Genomic DNA, 17,004 nt, shown 5'->3' on the forward strand with positions numbered 1-17,004 from the left:
TGTTATCATGAAACTAATTAGGGAGTCTGTAATTTTAAAAATTTTTCAAGAGCAGGTTCAAAAATGAAATTAATTTTACTTTTTAATCAACAAAAAAATTATGGCCAAATTCCTGTTGTCGACCCAGCTGGTCAAACACAATTTTTTATCCAGGGAAAACTACATAATTCTAATCACACGCTTTTTTTAACTGATATTAACCATAATGAAATCGGGCGTCTATACCAAGATGGACGGAGTATTTTAACCAGTTATACTATTGATATTATTGATTATGATTTAGCTCAAGTTAAACAAGTAACTAACGTTGAATTTCCAATGTTCCTAACTAAAAAGAATTATTTAATAACTGGGAGTACTAAAAAAGGCTCCTATGAATTTAGGAGCACTTTTAAGAAAATTGCTAGTTGCGAAAGCATGATTATCGATTCTGGATTAGCATTAGTTTGCGATATTAAAAAATATCAAGATATACCTTATATTTTATTAGTAGCTGGCTTATTCAGCCAATGGTCCGCTACTCCACTTGAACTACCTAAATTTAAGTTCAATAATCAGCTTTCAACAGATTGTAATTAAGACTTAAACGCGATACTTGCGCCGTAATTCACGCTCTTGATCGCGCTTCTTTATTGTTTCCCGCTTATCGTATTGCTTTTTACCTTGTCCAACACCAAGCAAGATTTTAGCAAAACCCTTTTTCAAATAAACCTTCAAGGGAATAATAGTCATCCCTTGTTGAGCCTGAATTTCTGCTAATTTGCGAATTTCTTTTTTATGTAAAAGTAATTGCCGACGTCGCAATGGATCATGGTTATAAATGTTTCCCTGTTTATATTCACTAATATGAACATTTTCCAGATAAGCATTACCATTATAAATTTGTACATAACCATCCCTTAATTGGATTCTTCTTGCTCGTACAGATTTTATTTCAGTTCCAGTTAATGCAATACCAGCTTCAATTGTTTCTTTGATGAAATAATCATGGCTGGCTTTTTTATTTTGCGCTAAAACATTATTTGTTTCATTTTTCATATGACGACGCTCCTATTTATAACGTCTTCTACCTCTATTATCTCTTGAATTGCGAGATTTGTGGCCACTACGGTTTCCATCTCGATTGCGACTTCCTCGACCCAACCGATCATCTCTACGTCTAGGGCGACGAATACCACGATCATTATGCTCTTTCTTCGGAGCATTTGGATCATAGATTTCAAAGTCTAATTGATGCTGTTCTACATTTGCATTAATTAAAGTTACTTTAAGTGGCATTCCAATCTTAAATTGGCGATGGGTTCCTCGACCTGTTAAAGTTAAAGTCTTTTCATCAAAATTATAGAAATCATCAGTCAAGTTAGAAATATGAATTAACCCCTCAACTGTATTTGGCAGTTGAATGAACATTCCAAAACTAGTTACTGATGAAATTACTGCATCAAAATGCTCACCAACATGATCAGACATAAATTCGGTCATCTTTAAATCATTTACTTCTCGCTCAGTATCAATAGACTTTCTTTCCTGAGTTGAAGTTTGCTCTGCAACATCTGGTAAAATCGGTCCAAAATGTTTTTGAGTATCTTCTGACAAGTTGGAGTCTGTATATTCATGAATCATCCGGTGAACCATCAAATCAGAATATCTTCTAATTGGTGATGTAAAGTGGGTATAAAATTCAGCTGCAATCCCAAAGTGTCCCAATGGTTCATCAGAATAATGCGCTTGTTTAAGAGAACGAAGCATAACCATTTGCACAACTGCTTCTTCAGGAGTTCCCAAAGTTTTGGTTACTACTTTTTGCAAGTCAATTGGCTTAACATCATTTGGATCAGCCTTAATATTTAAGCCTAACGCAGAAACAAATTCAAAGAAGCTTTGAATTCTCTCTGCATCAGGAGTTTCATGCACTCGATAAAGAAAAGGAACATGTTTTTTAAAGAATGCTTCTGCAACTGTTTCATTAGCCAATAACATAAATGATTCAATCATTTTTTCAGCTGTTCCACGATTATGAAGCACAATATCTACTGGTTTACCTTTTTCATCAACGATAATCTTTGCTTCTGGTTCTTCAAAATCAATTGCCCCACGGTCATGACGCTGATTATACAAAGCTTCGTGTAAACTAGCCATTTTCTTCAGCATTGGCTGCAATTTTGCATACTTTTCTTCTAATTCATTTGCTGGCTTAGTTAAAGCTTCATTTACTTTATTATAAGTTAAGCGTCCATGTGAGCGCATAACTGAAGGATGGATATCATACGCCACTCTCTTACCTTCTGGAGTGATTTCCATATCACAAGATAATACCAGGCGATCTACACCTTCATTAATTGAACAAATACCATTTGAGAGTCTAAATGGCAACATCGGAATAACACGATCTACCAAGTATGTGGAATTTCCTCTTTGATATGCTTCTTTATCCAATGGTGAATTTTCTTTCACATAATGTGCTACATCGGCAATATGAACGCCCAAATGGTAATTACCATTAGGTAACTTCCACAAAACGACTGCATCATCAAAGTCCTTTGAATCATCACCGTCAATTGTAACTGCAGGTTGATCTCTAATATCAACTCGATTAGCCAACTCACCTTGTTCAATATGGTCAGGTATTTCATTTGCCTGCTTCATTGCATCTTCAGGCCATTCAGTTCTAATATCATGTGCTGCAACAATTGACATGATATCAACACCTGGATCATTTTTATTACCAATAGTTTCTAAAATAGCCCCCTGCATATTTTCAGGCATATCCTCAGTTGGATATTGACTAATAGAAACCTTCACCATATCACCCATTTGTGGCGTAATTCCATCAACTGGTGTATAAATTTTATAATTCTTAAATTTCTTATTACTTGAAATTACATATCCGCAAAATCCACTAAGTTTTACCTGAACATCTGTCAAAGGATAGAATTCCCCAACAAGAGTTTCTACCCCTCGTTCTAAAATTTCAATTACTTTACCCTCAGGTCCTTTACCATTCCATGGATTACCATTTGCGATAATTTTTACTCTAACGTAATCACTATCTAAAGCAAGCAATGTATTGTCAGGTCCAACAAAAATGTCATCAGCATTTTCTTCATCATCAATTCTGACGAAGCCGAACCCTTTTTCATTCGCTCTAAAAATACCAGTAATCTCAGTATCAACACTTGCTAATTGATATTCCCCATTACCATCTGTCACAATTTGTTTTTCTTGTTCAAGAAAAGTCAATGCCTTTACTAATTCAGCAAATTTGATATGATCGCGACTAGACATTCTCTCCAATTGATTTACTCTAAATTTTCTTTGTGGATTATGCCGAAAAATTTCCAATATTGTGGCTAAAACTCTCTCATCTTGAGCCATTAATCTACCTCTATTCAATTATAAAAAACGCCTCCCAAAATAAGATCGGGAGGCTAAAAATTACTTAGTTGATAAATATGCAAGGACAAAAGCTAATAAGAAGAAAAGGACTAATAATACTGAAGTTACCTTTTCCATAAATGCTTCAAAACCACGCTTTTTAGATTGACCACTAAATACTGCCCCACCTGACAAGGCATTTAGGGCATCTTGTTGTTTTTGTGGTTGCATCATCGTTGCAATAACAATCAAAATAGATACGATGATGAGAAGCGTCATAATTATATTGTACAATATGCTGCCTCCATTAATAAAAAATAATAATCACTGTTACAAGTGTACCATAGTCGCGAAAAGATTGCGATATTATGAGTGAAAAAAGGTAAAGAAAAAAGGCCTGCATTAAGCAGACCTTTTTCCTTCTAATCAACAATCAAATTAGAATTGCTTGTGTAAGTTGTAGAATGAGTGAATACCCTTGAATTCAGCAGCTGAATCAAGTTCTTCTTCAATTCTCATTAATTGGTTGTACTTAGCGATACGGTCAGTTCTTGACATAGAACCAGTCTTGATTTGACCAGCGTTAGTGGCAACAACCAAGTCAGCAATAGTAGTGTCTTCAGTTTCACCTGAACGGTGAGAAACAATAGCAGTGTAGCCAGCTTCCTTAGCCATTTCAATAGCTTCGAAAGTTTCAGTCAAAGTACCGATTTGGTTAACCTTGATTAAGATTGCGTTAGCTACGCCCATTTGGATACCCTTCTTGAGGTAGCTAGTGTTAGTTACGAATAAGTCGTCACCAACGATTTGAACCTTCTTGCTCAAACGGTCAGTAAAGCCTTTCCAGTCGTCCCATTCGTTTTCGTCCAATGGGTCTTCGATTGAGATGATTGGGTACTTTTCAACTAAGCTTTCAAGTAATGAAGTCCATTCTTCAGCAGTGTATTCACGACCATCAGCAACAGTTACGTACTTGTGGGTTTCCTTGTTGTAGAATTCTGAAGCAGCACAGTCCATTGCGATAGCAATGTCGTCACCTGGCTTGTAACCAGCACGTTGGATAGCTTCAACTAAAACTTCAAATGGTTCTTCGTTGTTAGCAAGGTTAGGTGCGAAACCACCTTCATCACCAACAGCAGTAGAGTCACCGCGTTCCTTAAGTAAAGCCTTTAATGCGTGGAAAGTTTCTGCACCCATTCTTACAGCTTCGTGCATTGACTTAGCACCTACAGGCATAATCATGAATTCTTGGATATCAACGTTGTTGTCAGCGTGCTTACCACCGTTAATAACGTTCATCATAGGGGTTGGTAATACGTGAGCGTTAGGGCCACCAAGGTATTCGTAAAGTGGCATACCTAATTCATCAGCAGCTGCACGAGCAGCACCTAAAGAAACACCTAAAATAGCGTTAGCACCAAGACGACCCTTGTTTGGAGTACCGTCAAGGTCAATCATAGTTTGGTCAATTAAACGTTGGTCAGTAACGTCTAAACCAATAACTGCCTTTGCGATTTCAGTGTTAACGTTCTTAACAGCAGTTAAAACACCAGTACCGTTAAAACGTGACTTATCACCATCACGTAATTCAACAGCTTCGTGTTCACCAGTTGAAGCACCTGATGGAACGATTGCACGGCCGAAGCCACCTAATTCAGTGTAAACTTCAACTTCAACAGTAGGGTTACCACGTGAGTCAAGGACTTCGCGTGCGTGGATATCAGTAATTACAGACATTGGAAATCTCCTTTATGTATTTTTGTAAATATTACTTTACTTATTTATTATACCAAATTTTAGTCTTGGTAATTAACTAAACTTAAGAATGATTCAACTTCAAGTGAAGCACCACCAACTAAACCACCATCAATGTTAGGCTTAGCCATTAATTCCTTAACGTTAGCAGGCTTTACAGAACCACCGTATTGAATTCTTACATTTTCAGCAGTTTCTTCATTGTAAAGCTTAGCGATGCTTTCACGAATAGTCTTACACATTTCTTCAGCTTGATCACTTGTAGCAGTCTTACCAGTGCCGATAGCCCAGATTGGTTCATAAGCAATAACAAGTGATGAAACTTGTTCACTAGTTAAACCATCAAGAGCCTTCTTGATTTGATCAACTACAAATTCTTCTTCCTTACCTGCTTCACGAGTTTCAAGAGATTCACCACAGCAGATAATTGGTAATAAACCATTTCTAAAGATTGCTTTAGCTTTCTTGTTAATGTCTTCGTCAGTTTCATGGAAGTAGTCTCTACGTTCACTGTGACCAATGATGCAGTACTTAACGCCCATTTCTTTCAAAACTTTAGGTGAAGTTTCACCAGTGAAGGCACCTTCATCTTCAAAGTAGCAGTTTTCAGCAGCAACAGATAAGTTTGAGCCTTCGCTAGCTTTAATAAGAGCGTCAAGGTCAACTGCGGGTGCAGCGATAACTGATTCAACTTTGTTTGATTCAGGAAGCTTATCTTTAACACTTTTAACAAATTCTGCAGTTTGTGCAGGATTCATATGTAACTTCCAGTTACCAGCAATAATTGGAGTACGCATTAATAATGCCCTTTCTATTTATCAGAAATACATTCAATACCAGGTAATTCCTTACCTTCAAGGTATTCAAGTGATGCACCACCACCGGTAGAAATGTGGGTAATCTTAGGTGCAATACCTAATTGCTTAGCTGCAGCAGTTGAGTCCCCACCACCAATGATAGTTGTTGCATCTGGTAAGTCAGCCATTGCACGACCAACTTCTAAAGTACCTTCGGCAAAGTTTGGCATTTCGAAACAACCCATAGGTCCGTTCCAAACAACAGTCTTTGCACCTTGTAAAGTCTTTCTGAATAATTCAACAGTCTTAGGACCGATGTCAAGACCCATTTCATTGTCAGGAATGTCATCACCAACAACTTCACGACTTGCGTCATTAGAGAATTCAGTAGCTGCAACGTTATCAACTGGTAAAACAATCTTACCGTTGGCTTTTTCTAATAATTCCTTAGCAAGTTCTACCTTGTCAGCTTCAAATAATGACTTACCAATCTTGTGACCTTGAGCTGCCAAGAATGTGTATGCCATACCACCACCGATTAAGATGTGGTCTGATTTAGGAATTAAGTTAGTAATAACACTAATCTTATCTGAAACCTTTGCACCACCAAGAATAGTTACAAATGGGTGTACAGGGTTAGCAATTGCATTACCCAAGAACTTGATTTCCTTTTCCATCAAGAAGCCTGCTGCAACCTTCTTGCCTTCTGCTTTCATTGCAGTAGCAATACCAACGTTTGATGCATGACTTCTGTGAGCAGTACCAAATGCATCATTTACGTAAAGGTCACCTAAACTTGCCCAGTATTCGCCAAGCTTAGGATCATTCTTTGATTCACGCTTACCAAAATCATTGTCAATGTCTTGGAATCTAGTGTTTTCCATTACCAAAACATCGCCATCGTTCATTTTAGCAATTGCGTCTTCTACTTCTTTACCTTCGTTTGATGGTACGAATTCTACATCTTTTTCAAGCAATTCGCCTAAACGCTTTGCAACAGGTGCAAGTGACAATTCTTTCTTGTCAGCGTCTGACTTAATACGACCTAAGTGGCTAAGCAAAATTGCCTTACCACCATTATCAATGATGTATTTAATAGTTGGCAATGCAGCAACAATTCTGTTATCATCACCAATTACGCCATCTTTAATTGGGACATTAAAGTCAACACGAACTAAAACTTTCTTACCTTTAACATCAAGGTCAGAAATAATTAATTTAGCCATTAAAAATTACCTCCAATGGTTAATAATCGAAAAAAGACGAAGGGGAGTAATCCCCTCCGCCTTCTCAAACAACAAAATAATCAGTTACTAAATATTAGCTGTTGATTAAAGAGTTGCAAACTTCAATAAAGTACGAACCATTTGGCAAGTGAATGAGTATTCGTTGTCGTACCAAGCAACAGTCTTAACTAATTGCTTGTCGCCAGCAGTAGTTACTTCAGTTTGAGTTGGGTCAAAGATTGAACCAGCAGTCATACCAAGAATGTCGCTTGAAACGATTTGGTCATCGTTGTATGCGAATGAAGCACTTTCGTATTTCTTCATTGCTGCGTTAACTTCGTCTGCAGTAACCTTCTTGCTCAATACTGATACTAATTCAGTTTCTGAACCGTCAACAACTGGAACACGTTGTGCGTGACCTTGTAACTTACCGTTCAATTCAGGAATTACAAGACCGATAGCCTTTGCAGCACCAGTTGAGTGAGGAATGATGTTAGCTGATGAAGTACGAGCAGCACGGAAGTTACCGCCACGAACTGGACCATCTAATACCATTTGAGTTGAAGTGAATGCGTGGATAGTAGTCATAGTACCAACTTCAATACCGAATTCCTTGTTCAATGCTGAAGCCATTGGTGCTAATGAGTTAGTAGTACATGAACCAGCTGAAACAATCTTGTCATCAGCAGTTAAAGTATCATCGTTTACGCTGTAAACGATAGTCTTAAGGTCGTTACCTGCAGGAGCAGAAATTAAGACTCTCTTTGCACCAGCATCAAGGTGAGCTTGTGACTTAGCCTTGCTAGTGTAGAAACCAGTACATTCAAGAACGAAGTCAACACCGTCGTTCTTAACCCATGGAAGGTTTTGTGCTTGTGGTTCAGCGTATACACGGTACTTCTTACCATCAACTACGATTGAGTCTTCAGTTGCTGAAACTTCGTGGTTGAAAGTACCATGAGTTGAGTCATATTTAAGAAGGTGAGCCAAAAGAGCTGGAGTTGTTAAGTCGTTAATTGCAACAACTTCAATATCTGATGACTTTTCGCCTAAATCCATAATACGACGGAAAGCTAAACGACCAATACGACCGAAACCGTTAATACCAATTTTAACTGTCATGTCCAAAAGTCCTCCTTAGGAACTAGTAATAACATTATTTTTATTTTAAAGAGAGCCTTATTGCCCCTTTAAAATCAAATCTGAGGCACATTCGTCTGTAATTAGCCATGTTTGACTCGGTGCATTGTGCATATAAGAGCTAATTGCCTTAGCCTTGGAATGACCACCGGCAAATGCAAATATATGAGGTATTTTGCTAAGATCTTCAAATTGCAGGCCAATTCGAGGGATCCGCTCAATCATCTTACCATTCTCATCGAAAAAACACCCAAAACATTCGGAGACGGCGCCAGTTGCTCGAATTCTTGATAAAGCAACTGAATCATAACCACGGCGCTTAGCCATATCCTCAGCTAAGCCTATTCCGTGAATTGCAACATCGCATTGTGATATATCTTGCAATACATCACTAATTGCGGGATCACGAATCAAAGAGCGATAAGCATCTTTAGATACATTTTCAGGCAAGTATAATGTTTTATATTTGCCCCCTGTAGCCTTCGCCATTTCTTGAACAATCGTACTACTTTGCGTTTCAACACTTTCACCTAACGCACCACGACCTGGAACAAATTCTAAATCGCGATTTTTACTAAGTGAACTTGATAAGACTTTCGAAGCTTTAGCTAAAGTAGCACCACCTAAAACGGTAATAATACTACTTCCTAATGGTAATAATAAATCGAGAGCTGAATTAAGCTTCTCTCCCATTAAGATTGATACCCGCTCCTGTAAATCGGCATCACCTGGAACAATAATTGCTCTAGCAATCTTCAATTTCTTTGCCAGCTTAATTTCAGCTTGGCTCGCATTGAATAACCGATTTATAAGGCTAGTTGCATCTTTCAGCGTTTCCTCACCTTTTTCAGTGAGATACATCCCAAAAGGTTTAATTTCAATTAAACCTAATTTCTTTAAGTATTCTGTTTCTGTTCTTACCGTTCGCTCGCTCATACCGAGCTGTTGAGCTACAGCACGACGTCCAACAGGATACCTTAAAGATATTTGTTCAAGGACTTGATAACGCTGTCGAGAAATTTTTAAGACATCTGGAACCAGGTTTTGTAGCAAGGTAAAATCCGTGTCCATAGCCTGCCTCCTTCTTATGGGACATTATCTGACCATGTTGTTGTCATTTTTTGACCCAATACGCTTAAAAATATAAGAGAAACGTGACTTTTGTTCAATTCCAACATTTCCCTTTCGACGATTTAAGTATAACAATGACCCAAATTAATTTCAAGTATTTTAGAAAAAATAAATATTTCCGCTTACAAAACTTTTATTTCCTATTTTTTATTTTTTTGCTATACTAGTTGTTGATGTGATTTGGGCCCTTAGTGTAATGGATCGCACGTAAGATTCCGGTTCTTAAAATCCGGGTTCGACTCCCGGGGGGCCCATAAGTTAAGTCAGTAAGCTAGTATGCTTACTGACTTTTTTATTTTCTGATATATTTTTTATCCTTAGCATTATTTTTTATTTGTTGGTACCGTTCAACTTCCATATGTAAATCGTATTTTTCCCTAAGTTTGGCTAACTCTTTCATAAAATGACTTTGATGATGAGCATCAATAGCAGTTTGATCTTCCCAACTATCAATTAATAATATTTTTTCTGGATCATCTAAAGATTGAAAATAATCATATCTAATATTTCCAACTTCCTTTCTTATTCCGTCAACTATTCCTAAATTTTTCATTTCTTGAACAAATTTTAAAGCTGAGCCGTTTTTACCAATATAATAAAGATTCACTGTAATCGCCATCTACAAGTCCTCCAAAAAAAGCAATTTGATAGTTACCCAAAAAGCATACGCTTTCAAGCTTTCTAAATCAACAAAAAAGACTAGCCAAGGCTAGTCTTTTTTAATCTTCAATTCTAACGTCTTTATTTACTTTTTCGGCATCTTTCAAGTCTTCTCCATCATAACTTGATTTTACACCCCAAATGTAAAAGCCAATTGATGCCAAAATTACAATTACAAAGTCCCATGGATATTTAAAAGTATTATTTCCTCCAAACGCACTACTTCCCAAATATGAAATTATTGAAATAAAAGCTAAGAAGGATAATAGCCACAGACTAGACTTAAATTGTTGAGCAAAATTTTTATTTTCTTTCTTAAACTGGTAGTAAAAATATATTGGCAACCCAAGCAACACAACAAAGATAACTTCAATTGTAGTTGGCCACATTGCCCAATATATTACTAATCCAGTTAAAACAAATGATACAGGAGCAACCCATTTTAAATGAACTGATTTAAATGGTCGCTTAAAGTTGGGACGCATTTTTCGCAAACTAATAGCCGCAACTGGTCCTGTAGCATAAGCTACAAAAGTTGAAACTGAAACTACAGTTGCTAATTCACTCCAATTTCTAAAGAAGAAAACTAGCGCCATTGCTAAAATTAAATCCCAAACCATTGCATAACGTGGAGTTTTATACTTTTTATTAACTCGCCCTAAAAAGGCGGGAACATTTCCTGACCTAGTCATTGCCATCAAGGTTCTAGCACTTGTTGCAACAAACGTTACACCAGTACCAAAAGGTGAAATAAAGGCATCCATATAGAGCAAAACAGAAAGCCACGTCAAACCTAGCAAAATAGCAATATCAGCAAATGGTGAAGCAAAATCAACCCCATGCCAGCCCACCTTAGCTAACATAGTTGGTTCAACAGCTCCTACAAAGGCAACTTCAAGCAATACATAAATAATGGCTGTAACAGATAACGAAATCCAAACTCCCCGAAAAATATTCTTATGTGGTTTCTCAATTTCACCAGCTAAATTAATAACTGTTTGAAAAGCATCATAAGATAAAATAATTCCCGAAACAGTAACAGCTTGAAAAATTCCTTTTGTACCATAAGGCATAAAAGTAGAAACATTATTACCAAAATTACTTGAATGAAAACCGGCTAAAATCAAGAAAATGATTGTTAAAGATGGAATCAAAAGCTTAAAAACAGCAATTAAACTTGTAAAACGTGTTAATAATTTAACAGACCCGAAATTGATCAAACTAAAAACAAACATAAACAAGTAAACCGCCCATAATCCTTCATTTGTAATGGTGCCATTATGAAAAAAGCCTCTAGTCCAATTAGCCCAGCTCCATGGCCAACTACTCATATATTGAACACAAGCTACTGCTTCAATCGGAATCAAGGTAATTAAAGAAACCCAGTTAGCCCACGCACTTAAAAAGCCGAGAAGCTGTCCATGACTATATTCAGCGAAGCGACTCATCCCCCCGCTTTCGGGGAACATTGTACCTAATTCAACATAATTAAAGGCAATTAACATCATAATTGCCGCACCAATAATCCATGAAATAATTGAACTAGGTCCAGCTACTTGTGCAGCACTACCAGCTCCAAAAAGCCAGCCAGAACCAATTAAAGAGCTTAATGCTAGCATAACGCCAGAAAATAAGCTAATCTGGTTTTTCTTCATAAAAATTCTCCTCATTATTTTTCACATCTTTGTAGAATACAATATTTTCTGCATAATTTAAAGTAATAAGTCAACAAAAAACGCAATTCAGTAGTAGAAGCGCTTTCAGCTTTCCTGTATAATATCACCTAGTTATTGTATTGTTTTAATAAAGAAAAGGATACTAGTATGACAAACGAAAATCATAATAAAAAAATTGCCTGGACCACCTTAGCAATGATGGCATTTTCAACTGTCTGGGGATTTGGAAACGTTGTAAATGGATATATTTATTTTGACGGAACCAAAGTTATTTTCAGTTGGATTCTAATGTTTGCCCTTTATTTCATTCCATATGCATTGATGGTCGGGGAATTAGGGGCTGTTTTCCAAAAAAGTGAAGGCGGCGTAAGTTCCTGGGTAGATGCAACACTAGGGCCTAAATGGGCATATTATGCTGGATGGACATATTGGGCTTGCCACATAGTTTATATCTCAAGCAAGGGAACTGGTGGTTTAAGAGCTATGGCTTGGGGAATATGGGGCGACATTACACACTTTGATGCACTACCAACGGCATGGGTTCAAATAGCGACATTAATTATCTTTTTATTCTTTTGTTGGATAGCAACCAAAGGATTAAGTATTTTAAAAACTCTGGCAACTTTAGCTGGTACTTCCATGTTCATCATGTCAATTTTATTTATCATCATGATGTTTGCCGCTCCTGCAATTAACCCTCATGCTGGCTTTAATAATATCGATTGGAACTTAAAAAGTTTAATACCAACCTTTAATTGGAAGTATTTTACATCCCTTTCAATTTTAGTCTTTGGTGTTGGTGGTTGTGAGAAAATTTCTCCATATGTTAACAAAGTTAAAGATCCAAGTCGCGGCTTCCCTAAAGCGATGATTTTACTTGCAACCATGGTAATTATTTCCGCCATTTTAGGTACCGTTGCAGTAGCTATGATGTTTTCAACTAAAGAAATTAATGCTGACTTAAATAACTATATTTCTAATGGAGCATATTGGGCCTTCCAAAAATTGGGCGAGTATTATCATTTAGGGAATCTTTTCTTGTATATATATGCATGGTGTAATGTAATAGGCCAGTTTGCAGTATTAGTTTTAAGTATTGACGCTCCATTAAGAATGCTACTAGGTAGCAAACAGGCGAAAGAATTTATTCCACGTAAATTGCTCAAGAAAAATCGTTATGGAGCTTATATCAACGGAATATGGATGGTTGTTATCCTCTCTGGTGGATTAACCTTGGCACAAGCTTTAGTTCCAAGTTCAACTGCTGTTATGGCTCAATTGGTAAAATTAAATTCTACAACTATGCCGTTACGTTATTTATGGGTCTTTGCAGCATATATTGCTCTTCGAAAGCAAACCGATAAATTTACCAGTAATTATAAAATGACCAAAAATCAAGGCTTGGCTTTATTTGCTGGATTTTGGTGCTTCTTTGTGACTGGTTTTAGTTGCTTAGTTGGAATTTATTCACCTGATCCCTTTACTTTATTTTTAAATATCTTAACTCCAATTGTATTAACTGCATTAGGTGTAATTTTACCTATAATCAGAAAACACGAAGATAAGAACTAAAGAAAAGCATCCAAAAGGATGCTTTTTTGCTAAGCTCTATTTCTTTCAATTACTCAATTTTATGCTAAACTATTTTTAGAAAAAGAGATGGAGGTGGAAAAGTTGTCAGAAGAAAAGATTGCTGATCAAGCTGCAAAAATCATTCGGGCTCATGGTTTAAAGAGAACCCCGCAACGCCTAAAGATTTTAATTTACCTGATGACCCACCATAATCATCCAACAGCAGAAATGATTTTTAATGACATTTCTCTATCTGATGAAAAGACAGGTATTGCAACAGTTTATAATACTCTTAACACTTTTGTTGATTTAGGATTTGTAATTGAAATTAATAATGGAAATGATGGTTCAACTCATTATGATTTCTTTGCTAAGCCACATTTTCATGTAATCTGTACCAATTGTGGGAAAATCGCCGATGTTGAATACGCAAATTTTGATAAAATAGAAAGCAAAATGCGACAAGAAACCGAAAAACAAACAGGCTATATTACCCGCAGTTCTCACATTAAGATTTATGGCTTATGTCCTGATTGTCAAAAATTAGAAAAATAACTTAAAAGGCACCTTTATTGACTAAATTTAATAAAGGTGTTTTAATTAGCACTGTATTCAAATGAGTGCTAATTTTTATTAGGAGGTTAACTAATGTTAGTACCTACAGTTATTGAACAAACTGCACGTGGTGAACGTGCATATGATATTTACTCACGTTTATTAAAAGATCGTATTATCATGCTTAGCGGTGAAATTAATGACCAAATGGCTAACTCGATTATCGCCCAATTGCTTTTCTTAGATGCGCAAGATAATACTAAGGATATTTCCCTATACATTAATTCACCAGGTGGTGTAATTACTTCTGGTTTAGCAATTATGGATACCATGAACTTTATCAAGTCTGACGTATCAACTATTGCAATCGGTATGGCAGCTTCAATGGCTTCCATTCTTTTAACTAGCGGTACAAAGGGTAAGCGTTTTGCTTTGCCTAACTCTACTGTGCTCATTCACCAACCACTTGGTGGAGCTCAAGGTCAACAAACTGATATCCAAATTGCCGCTGAAGAAATTTTAAAGAGCAGAAAGAAATTAAACGAAATCTTACACGAAACAACTGGGCAACCAATTGAAAAGATTTTGAAAGATACTGAACGTGATAACTACTTAACTGCTCAAGAAGCTAAGGACTACGGCTTGATTGATGAAATCATGACAAACATGAAGTAGTAATAAATTTTTAATAATCAAAAAGACAGCTCGCATTGCGAACTGTCTTTTTTACGCTTGTTTAACTCGTCCTCGTTTATAATATATTAACATTCCAAAGAATAAGACTAATCCCACAATCGCTAAACTTTGCCAAGCTAGTCCAATACCATAATGATCAGAAAGATAGCCATTGAGGCTTAAAATCAGCACTGACACCCCAGCATCAAGTGCATTACATACTGATACAATTGTCGCCCTACTCTTTTCTGTTTTTATTGATTCTTGGAGCAAGGTTCCTTGAATCATTTGTTGAATAGTTCCAAATAAGTTATGAATCATAAAGATTCCCAAGGCCAGGTAGTAATTCCCTTTCAACATAACTACCAATTCAATTGAAATGGTTAAAAAAATCACTGAAAAAATGAGTAAAAAGAGTTGATTAATTTTCTTCTTATACAAATAGCGATAAATGTAACTACCAATATACCCTACAATCCCAATTGCAACCAAAATAGAACCAGAATCTACCCTTTTGCCATGTTGAAAGTATAGCTGCCATTGATCAATAGGACCAGAACTAATGAACCAAATTGGCAAACACAAAAGAATAAACTTAAAAGTTTGATATTCATTTGTAATAACTTCTTTTACCTCACTAACAACATTGAGTTCTTTAAAACTCAACTTCTGTGTACCAGCTTGAGAATCATATTTAAATAATGCAACTAAAATAAAAAAAGTCACCGCTAAAAAAGCAGCCCCTGTCAAAAGAGGTAACCGTAAATCAATATTGGCTAAAAAATGCGCTCCTATAAAACCAACAATCATATTAAACGGACTCGCAATTAAACTATAAGTTGAATAAATCTCTCCAAGCTGGTCTTTTTCATTATTTAAAGCTGCTTTATTTGCAATCCATGATGGTAGTGTACCAGACATTAAAGAATCGCCTAGTGCTGTCAAGAATGCGCTTAATGCCAAGAGAAGAAAATTTTTAGGACTTAATGCAAGAACTGCTAAGCCTGTAGCCCTAACTAAATTACTAATACTTGCTGTCTTTAAATAGCCTAAATGATCTGCAATAAAACCAGATGGAATTTCAGCTATAAAAGTTACAACCCAAAATATTGATAGAAAAAAGTTAATTTCTCCATAGCTATAACCAATATGATGCATAAATAAGTAAATAGTCCCCGACCAAACTGCGACACCTAAGCTATAAAGTAAATTTACTAAATAATAGATATTGCGATATTTTTTCATTAAAACTCCTCTAAAAAATAATTTTTTACTGTATTATATCTAACAAAAAAATAAACACAAGTTAAAATTAATAATCTTTTTTTAAGCTAAATAAAAAGGCCAAACATAAGGTTTGACCTTCCTAGCTAATAATTAAAATTTTTATTCTTAACGACTTACCACAAAGTGAGCTCTTTCACCTTTGGCTATTGCAAGTGTATCTTTCAAACTTATTTCAAGCATATTTCTAACTGAAGTTTTAGTAAAGTATGCTGAGTGAGGTGTCACAATTACATTTGGCATAGCTGCTAATTTCTTATAGTCAGCCGGAATTTGAGCATCATCAACTTTCTTAAAGAAGTAACTTGATTCATGAGCTAATGTATCAAGTCCGGCTGCAGCAATTTCATGTTTTTCAAGTGCTTCAATCAAAGCAGCTGTATCAACTAATTCACCTCTCGCGGCATTAATTAAAATTGCATCATTCTTCATTTCCGCAAATTGCTTTTTACCAATCATATTCTCAGTACTCTTAAGTAATGGCGTATGAAGTGAAATAATATCTGCTTCTTTCAAAACAGTATCAAAATCAGCATAAGTTAAATATGGTTCAACTTCGGGATTATAAATCACATCGTAAGCTAATACTTTAGCTCCCATGGCACTAAAAATTTGAGCAACTGCACTACCGATATGTCCAACTCCAATAAGTCCAATAGTCTTATTATAAATTTCATTGCTAATTAAACTATCAGGATTGGTAAAGTCACCTTTATCCATATTAGCCTTAAATTCGCCAATCTTGCGGTTCAAATACATTGCTTGAGTTACAGCCATTTCAGCAATTGCACGTGGTGAATATACTGGCACATTGGTAACTGTTAAGTGATATTTTTTTGCTAGATCAAAATCAATTGTATTAGTTCCCACAATTCGAAGACCAATTGATTTGATACCATAATCAGCTAATTTCTTATAAACAATTTCATCATCTAAATTGCCAAGTGGTTTAAGCAAAACTCCATTACAATCAGCTACTTGATCAACATTTTCTGCAGAAAGTGGATCATCAATCAATTTTAATTCACAACCGAATTTCTTTTCCGTAGCTGCAATTAATTTTCTTTCACTTTCACTTGGACTAAAAACTGCAATTTTCACTATAATTACCTACTTTCAAAAAGAAAATACTTGTTTATATATTTACTTAAATAATAA

General features: G+C 35.9%; 16 protein-coding genes and 1 tRNA gene. 5 read left to right on the forward strand and 12 right to left on the reverse strand.

The window, feature by feature from the left end; translation table 11 throughout:
• The first annotated feature begins 63 nt into the window (after positions 1-63).
• Entirely contained in the window at positions 64-579 is a 516-nt protein-coding gene (locus ETI37_RS00535; protein WP_006586987.1) for an LURP-one-related/scramblase family protein, read from the forward strand.
• Positions 580-582: 3 nt separating this feature from the next.
• On the opposite strand, the gene smpB is transcribed toward ETI37_RS00535, so the two are convergent.
• The 8 genes from smpB to ETI37_RS00575 form a co-directional block, all read right to left on the reverse strand.
• Complete coding sequence (smpB, locus tag ETI37_RS00540; protein WP_006586988.1) at positions 583-1,038, reverse strand: SsrA-binding protein SmpB; 456 nt, start codon at positions 1,036-1,038, stop codon at positions 583-585.
• 12 nt (positions 1,039-1,050) lie between these two features.
• The gene (rnr, locus tag ETI37_RS00545; protein ID WP_006586989.1) at positions 1,051-3,375 is read right to left on the reverse strand and encodes a ribonuclease R; all 2,325 of its coding nucleotides are present in this window, start codon (positions 3,373-3,375) and stop codon (positions 1,051-1,053) included.
• Between the two features lie 60 nt (positions 3,376-3,435).
• Positions 3,436-3,669: a preprotein translocase subunit SecG gene (gene secG, locus ETI37_RS00550; protein ID WP_006586990.1), complete on the reverse strand. Its 234-nt coding sequence runs from the start codon at positions 3,667-3,669 to the stop codon at positions 3,436-3,438.
• A 144-nt stretch (positions 3,670-3,813) separates the two neighbouring features.
• Positions 3,814-5,112 carry a phosphopyruvate hydratase gene (gene eno / locus ETI37_RS00555; protein ID WP_006584976.1) on the reverse strand — a complete coding sequence of 433 codons (1,299 nt, stop codon included), beginning with the start codon at positions 5,110-5,112 and terminating at the stop codon, positions 3,814-3,816.
• Between the two features lie 59 nt (positions 5,113-5,171).
• Positions 5,172-5,927, reverse strand: coding sequence for a triose-phosphate isomerase (gene tpiA, locus ETI37_RS00560; protein WP_006586991.1), 756 nt, complete (start codon positions 5,925-5,927; stop codon positions 5,172-5,174).
• Between the two features lie 14 nt (positions 5,928-5,941).
• Positions 5,942-7,153, reverse strand: coding sequence for a phosphoglycerate kinase (locus ETI37_RS00565; protein ID WP_006584978.1), 1,212 nt, complete (start codon positions 7,151-7,153; stop codon positions 5,942-5,944).
• A 105-nt stretch (positions 7,154-7,258) separates the two neighbouring features.
• Positions 7,259-8,275: a type I glyceraldehyde-3-phosphate dehydrogenase gene (gene gap / locus ETI37_RS00570; RefSeq protein ID WP_006584979.1), complete on the reverse strand. Its 1,017-nt coding sequence runs from the start codon at positions 8,273-8,275 to the stop codon at positions 7,259-7,261.
• Between the two features lie 57 nt (positions 8,276-8,332).
• A complete protein-coding gene (locus tag ETI37_RS00575; RefSeq protein ID WP_143458371.1) occupies positions 8,333-9,364 on the reverse strand; it encodes a sugar-binding transcriptional regulator in 1,032 nt (343 codons plus the stop codon).
• A gap of 242 nt (positions 9,365-9,606) precedes the next feature.
• On the opposite strand from ETI37_RS00575, the gene ETI37_RS00580 reads away from it, so the two are divergent.
• Positions 9,607-9,678 (forward strand) — tRNA-Arg (locus ETI37_RS00580).
• Between the two features lie 38 nt (positions 9,679-9,716).
• Here the strand turns inward: ETI37_RS00580 and ETI37_RS00585 are convergent.
• Positions 9,717-10,043 (reverse strand): putative quinol monooxygenase, encoded by a 327-nt coding sequence (locus ETI37_RS00585; RefSeq protein WP_006586993.1) that lies wholly within the window; start codon positions 10,041-10,043, stop codon positions 9,717-9,719.
• Between the two features lie 100 nt (positions 10,044-10,143).
• A complete protein-coding gene (locus tag ETI37_RS00590) occupies positions 10,144-11,739 on the reverse strand; it encodes an APC family permease (protein ID WP_006586994.1) in 1,596 nt (531 codons plus the stop codon).
• A gap of 168 nt (positions 11,740-11,907) precedes the next feature.
• Here ETI37_RS00590 and ETI37_RS00595 point away from each other — a divergent pair, with 168 nt between their 5' ends.
• The 3 genes from ETI37_RS00595 (at position 11,908) to clpP (ending at position 14,562) form a co-directional block, all read left to right on the forward strand.
• Entirely contained in the window at positions 11,908-13,332 is a 1,425-nt protein-coding gene (locus tag ETI37_RS00595) for an APC family permease (protein WP_006586995.1), read from the forward strand.
• A gap of 87 nt (positions 13,333-13,419) precedes the next feature.
• Positions 13,420-13,887: a Fur family transcriptional regulator gene (locus ETI37_RS00600; RefSeq protein WP_006586996.1), complete on the forward strand. Its 468-nt coding sequence runs from the start codon at positions 13,420-13,422 to the stop codon at positions 13,885-13,887.
• A gap of 93 nt (positions 13,888-13,980) precedes the next feature.
• A complete protein-coding gene (gene clpP, locus ETI37_RS00605) occupies positions 13,981-14,562 on the forward strand; it encodes an ATP-dependent Clp endopeptidase proteolytic subunit ClpP (RefSeq protein ID WP_006584983.1) in 582 nt (193 codons plus the stop codon).
• 51 nt (positions 14,563-14,613) lie between these two features.
• Here the strand turns inward: clpP and ETI37_RS00610 are convergent, their stop codons facing one another.
• Both ETI37_RS00610 and ETI37_RS00615 read right to left on the reverse strand, forming a co-directional pair.
• The gene (locus ETI37_RS00610) at positions 14,614-15,807 is read right to left on the reverse strand and encodes an MFS transporter (protein WP_006586997.1); all 1,194 of its coding nucleotides are present in this window, start codon (positions 15,805-15,807) and stop codon (positions 14,614-14,616) included.
• A 147-nt stretch (positions 15,808-15,954) separates the two neighbouring features.
• Positions 15,955-16,947: a D-2-hydroxyacid dehydrogenase gene (locus tag ETI37_RS00615; RefSeq protein ID WP_006586998.1), complete on the reverse strand. Its 993-nt coding sequence runs from the start codon at positions 16,945-16,947 to the stop codon at positions 15,955-15,957.
• Between the last annotated feature and the right edge of the window lie 57 nt (positions 16,948-17,004).

It is taken from the genome of Lactobacillus mulieris (assembly GCF_007095465.1).
GTDB lineage: Bacteria > Bacillota > Bacilli > Lactobacillales > Lactobacillaceae > Lactobacillus > Lactobacillus mulieris.

Bases quoted from the DNA above. Each gene is read 5' to 3' on its own strand.
- ETI37_RS00585 (WP_006586993.1), bottom strand. From the start codon at position 10,043: ATGGCGATTACAGTGAATCTTTATTATATTGGTAAAAACGGCTCAGCT.
- ETI37_RS00565 (WP_006584978.1), bottom strand. From the start codon at position 7,153: ATGGCTAAATTAATTATTTCTGACCTTGATGTTAAAGGTAAGAAAGTT.
- eno (WP_006584976.1), bottom strand. From the start codon at position 5,112: ATGTCTGTAATTACTGATATCCACGCACGCGAAGTCCTTGACTCACGT.
- ETI37_RS00595 (WP_006586995.1), top strand. From the start codon at position 11,908: ATGACAAACGAAAATCATAATAAAAAAATTGCCTGGACCACCTTAGCA.
- clpP (WP_006584983.1), top strand. From the start codon at position 13,981: ATGTTAGTACCTACAGTTATTGAACAAACTGCACGTGGTGAACGTGCA.
- ETI37_RS00610 (WP_006586997.1), bottom strand. From the start codon at position 15,807: ATGAAAAAATATCGCAATATCTATTATTTAGTAAATTTACTTTATAGC.
- ETI37_RS00535 (WP_006586987.1), top strand. From the start codon at position 64: ATGAAATTAATTTTACTTTTTAATCAACAAAAAAATTATGGCCAAATT.
- gap (WP_006584979.1), bottom strand. From the start codon at position 8,275: ATGACAGTTAAAATTGGTATTAACGGTTTCGGTCGTATTGGTCGTTTA.
- ETI37_RS00590 (WP_006586994.1), bottom strand. From the start codon at position 11,739: ATGAAGAAAAACCAGATTAGCTTATTTTCTGGCGTTATGCTAGCATTA.
- rnr (WP_006586989.1), bottom strand. From the start codon at position 3,375: ATGGCTCAAGATGAGAGAGTTTTAGCCACAATATTGGAAATTTTTCGG.
- tpiA (WP_006586991.1), bottom strand. From the start codon at position 5,927: ATGCGTACTCCAATTATTGCTGGTAACTGGAAGTTACATATGAATCCT.
- ETI37_RS00575 (WP_143458371.1), bottom strand. From the start codon at position 9,364: ATGGACACGGATTTTACCTTGCTACAAAACCTGGTTCCAGATGTCTTA.
- smpB (WP_006586988.1), bottom strand. From the start codon at position 1,038: ATGAAAAATGAAACAAATAATGTTTTAGCGCAAAATAAAAAAGCCAGC.
- ETI37_RS00600 (WP_006586996.1), top strand. From the start codon at position 13,420: ATGGAGGTGGAAAAGTTGTCAGAAGAAAAGATTGCTGATCAAGCTGCA.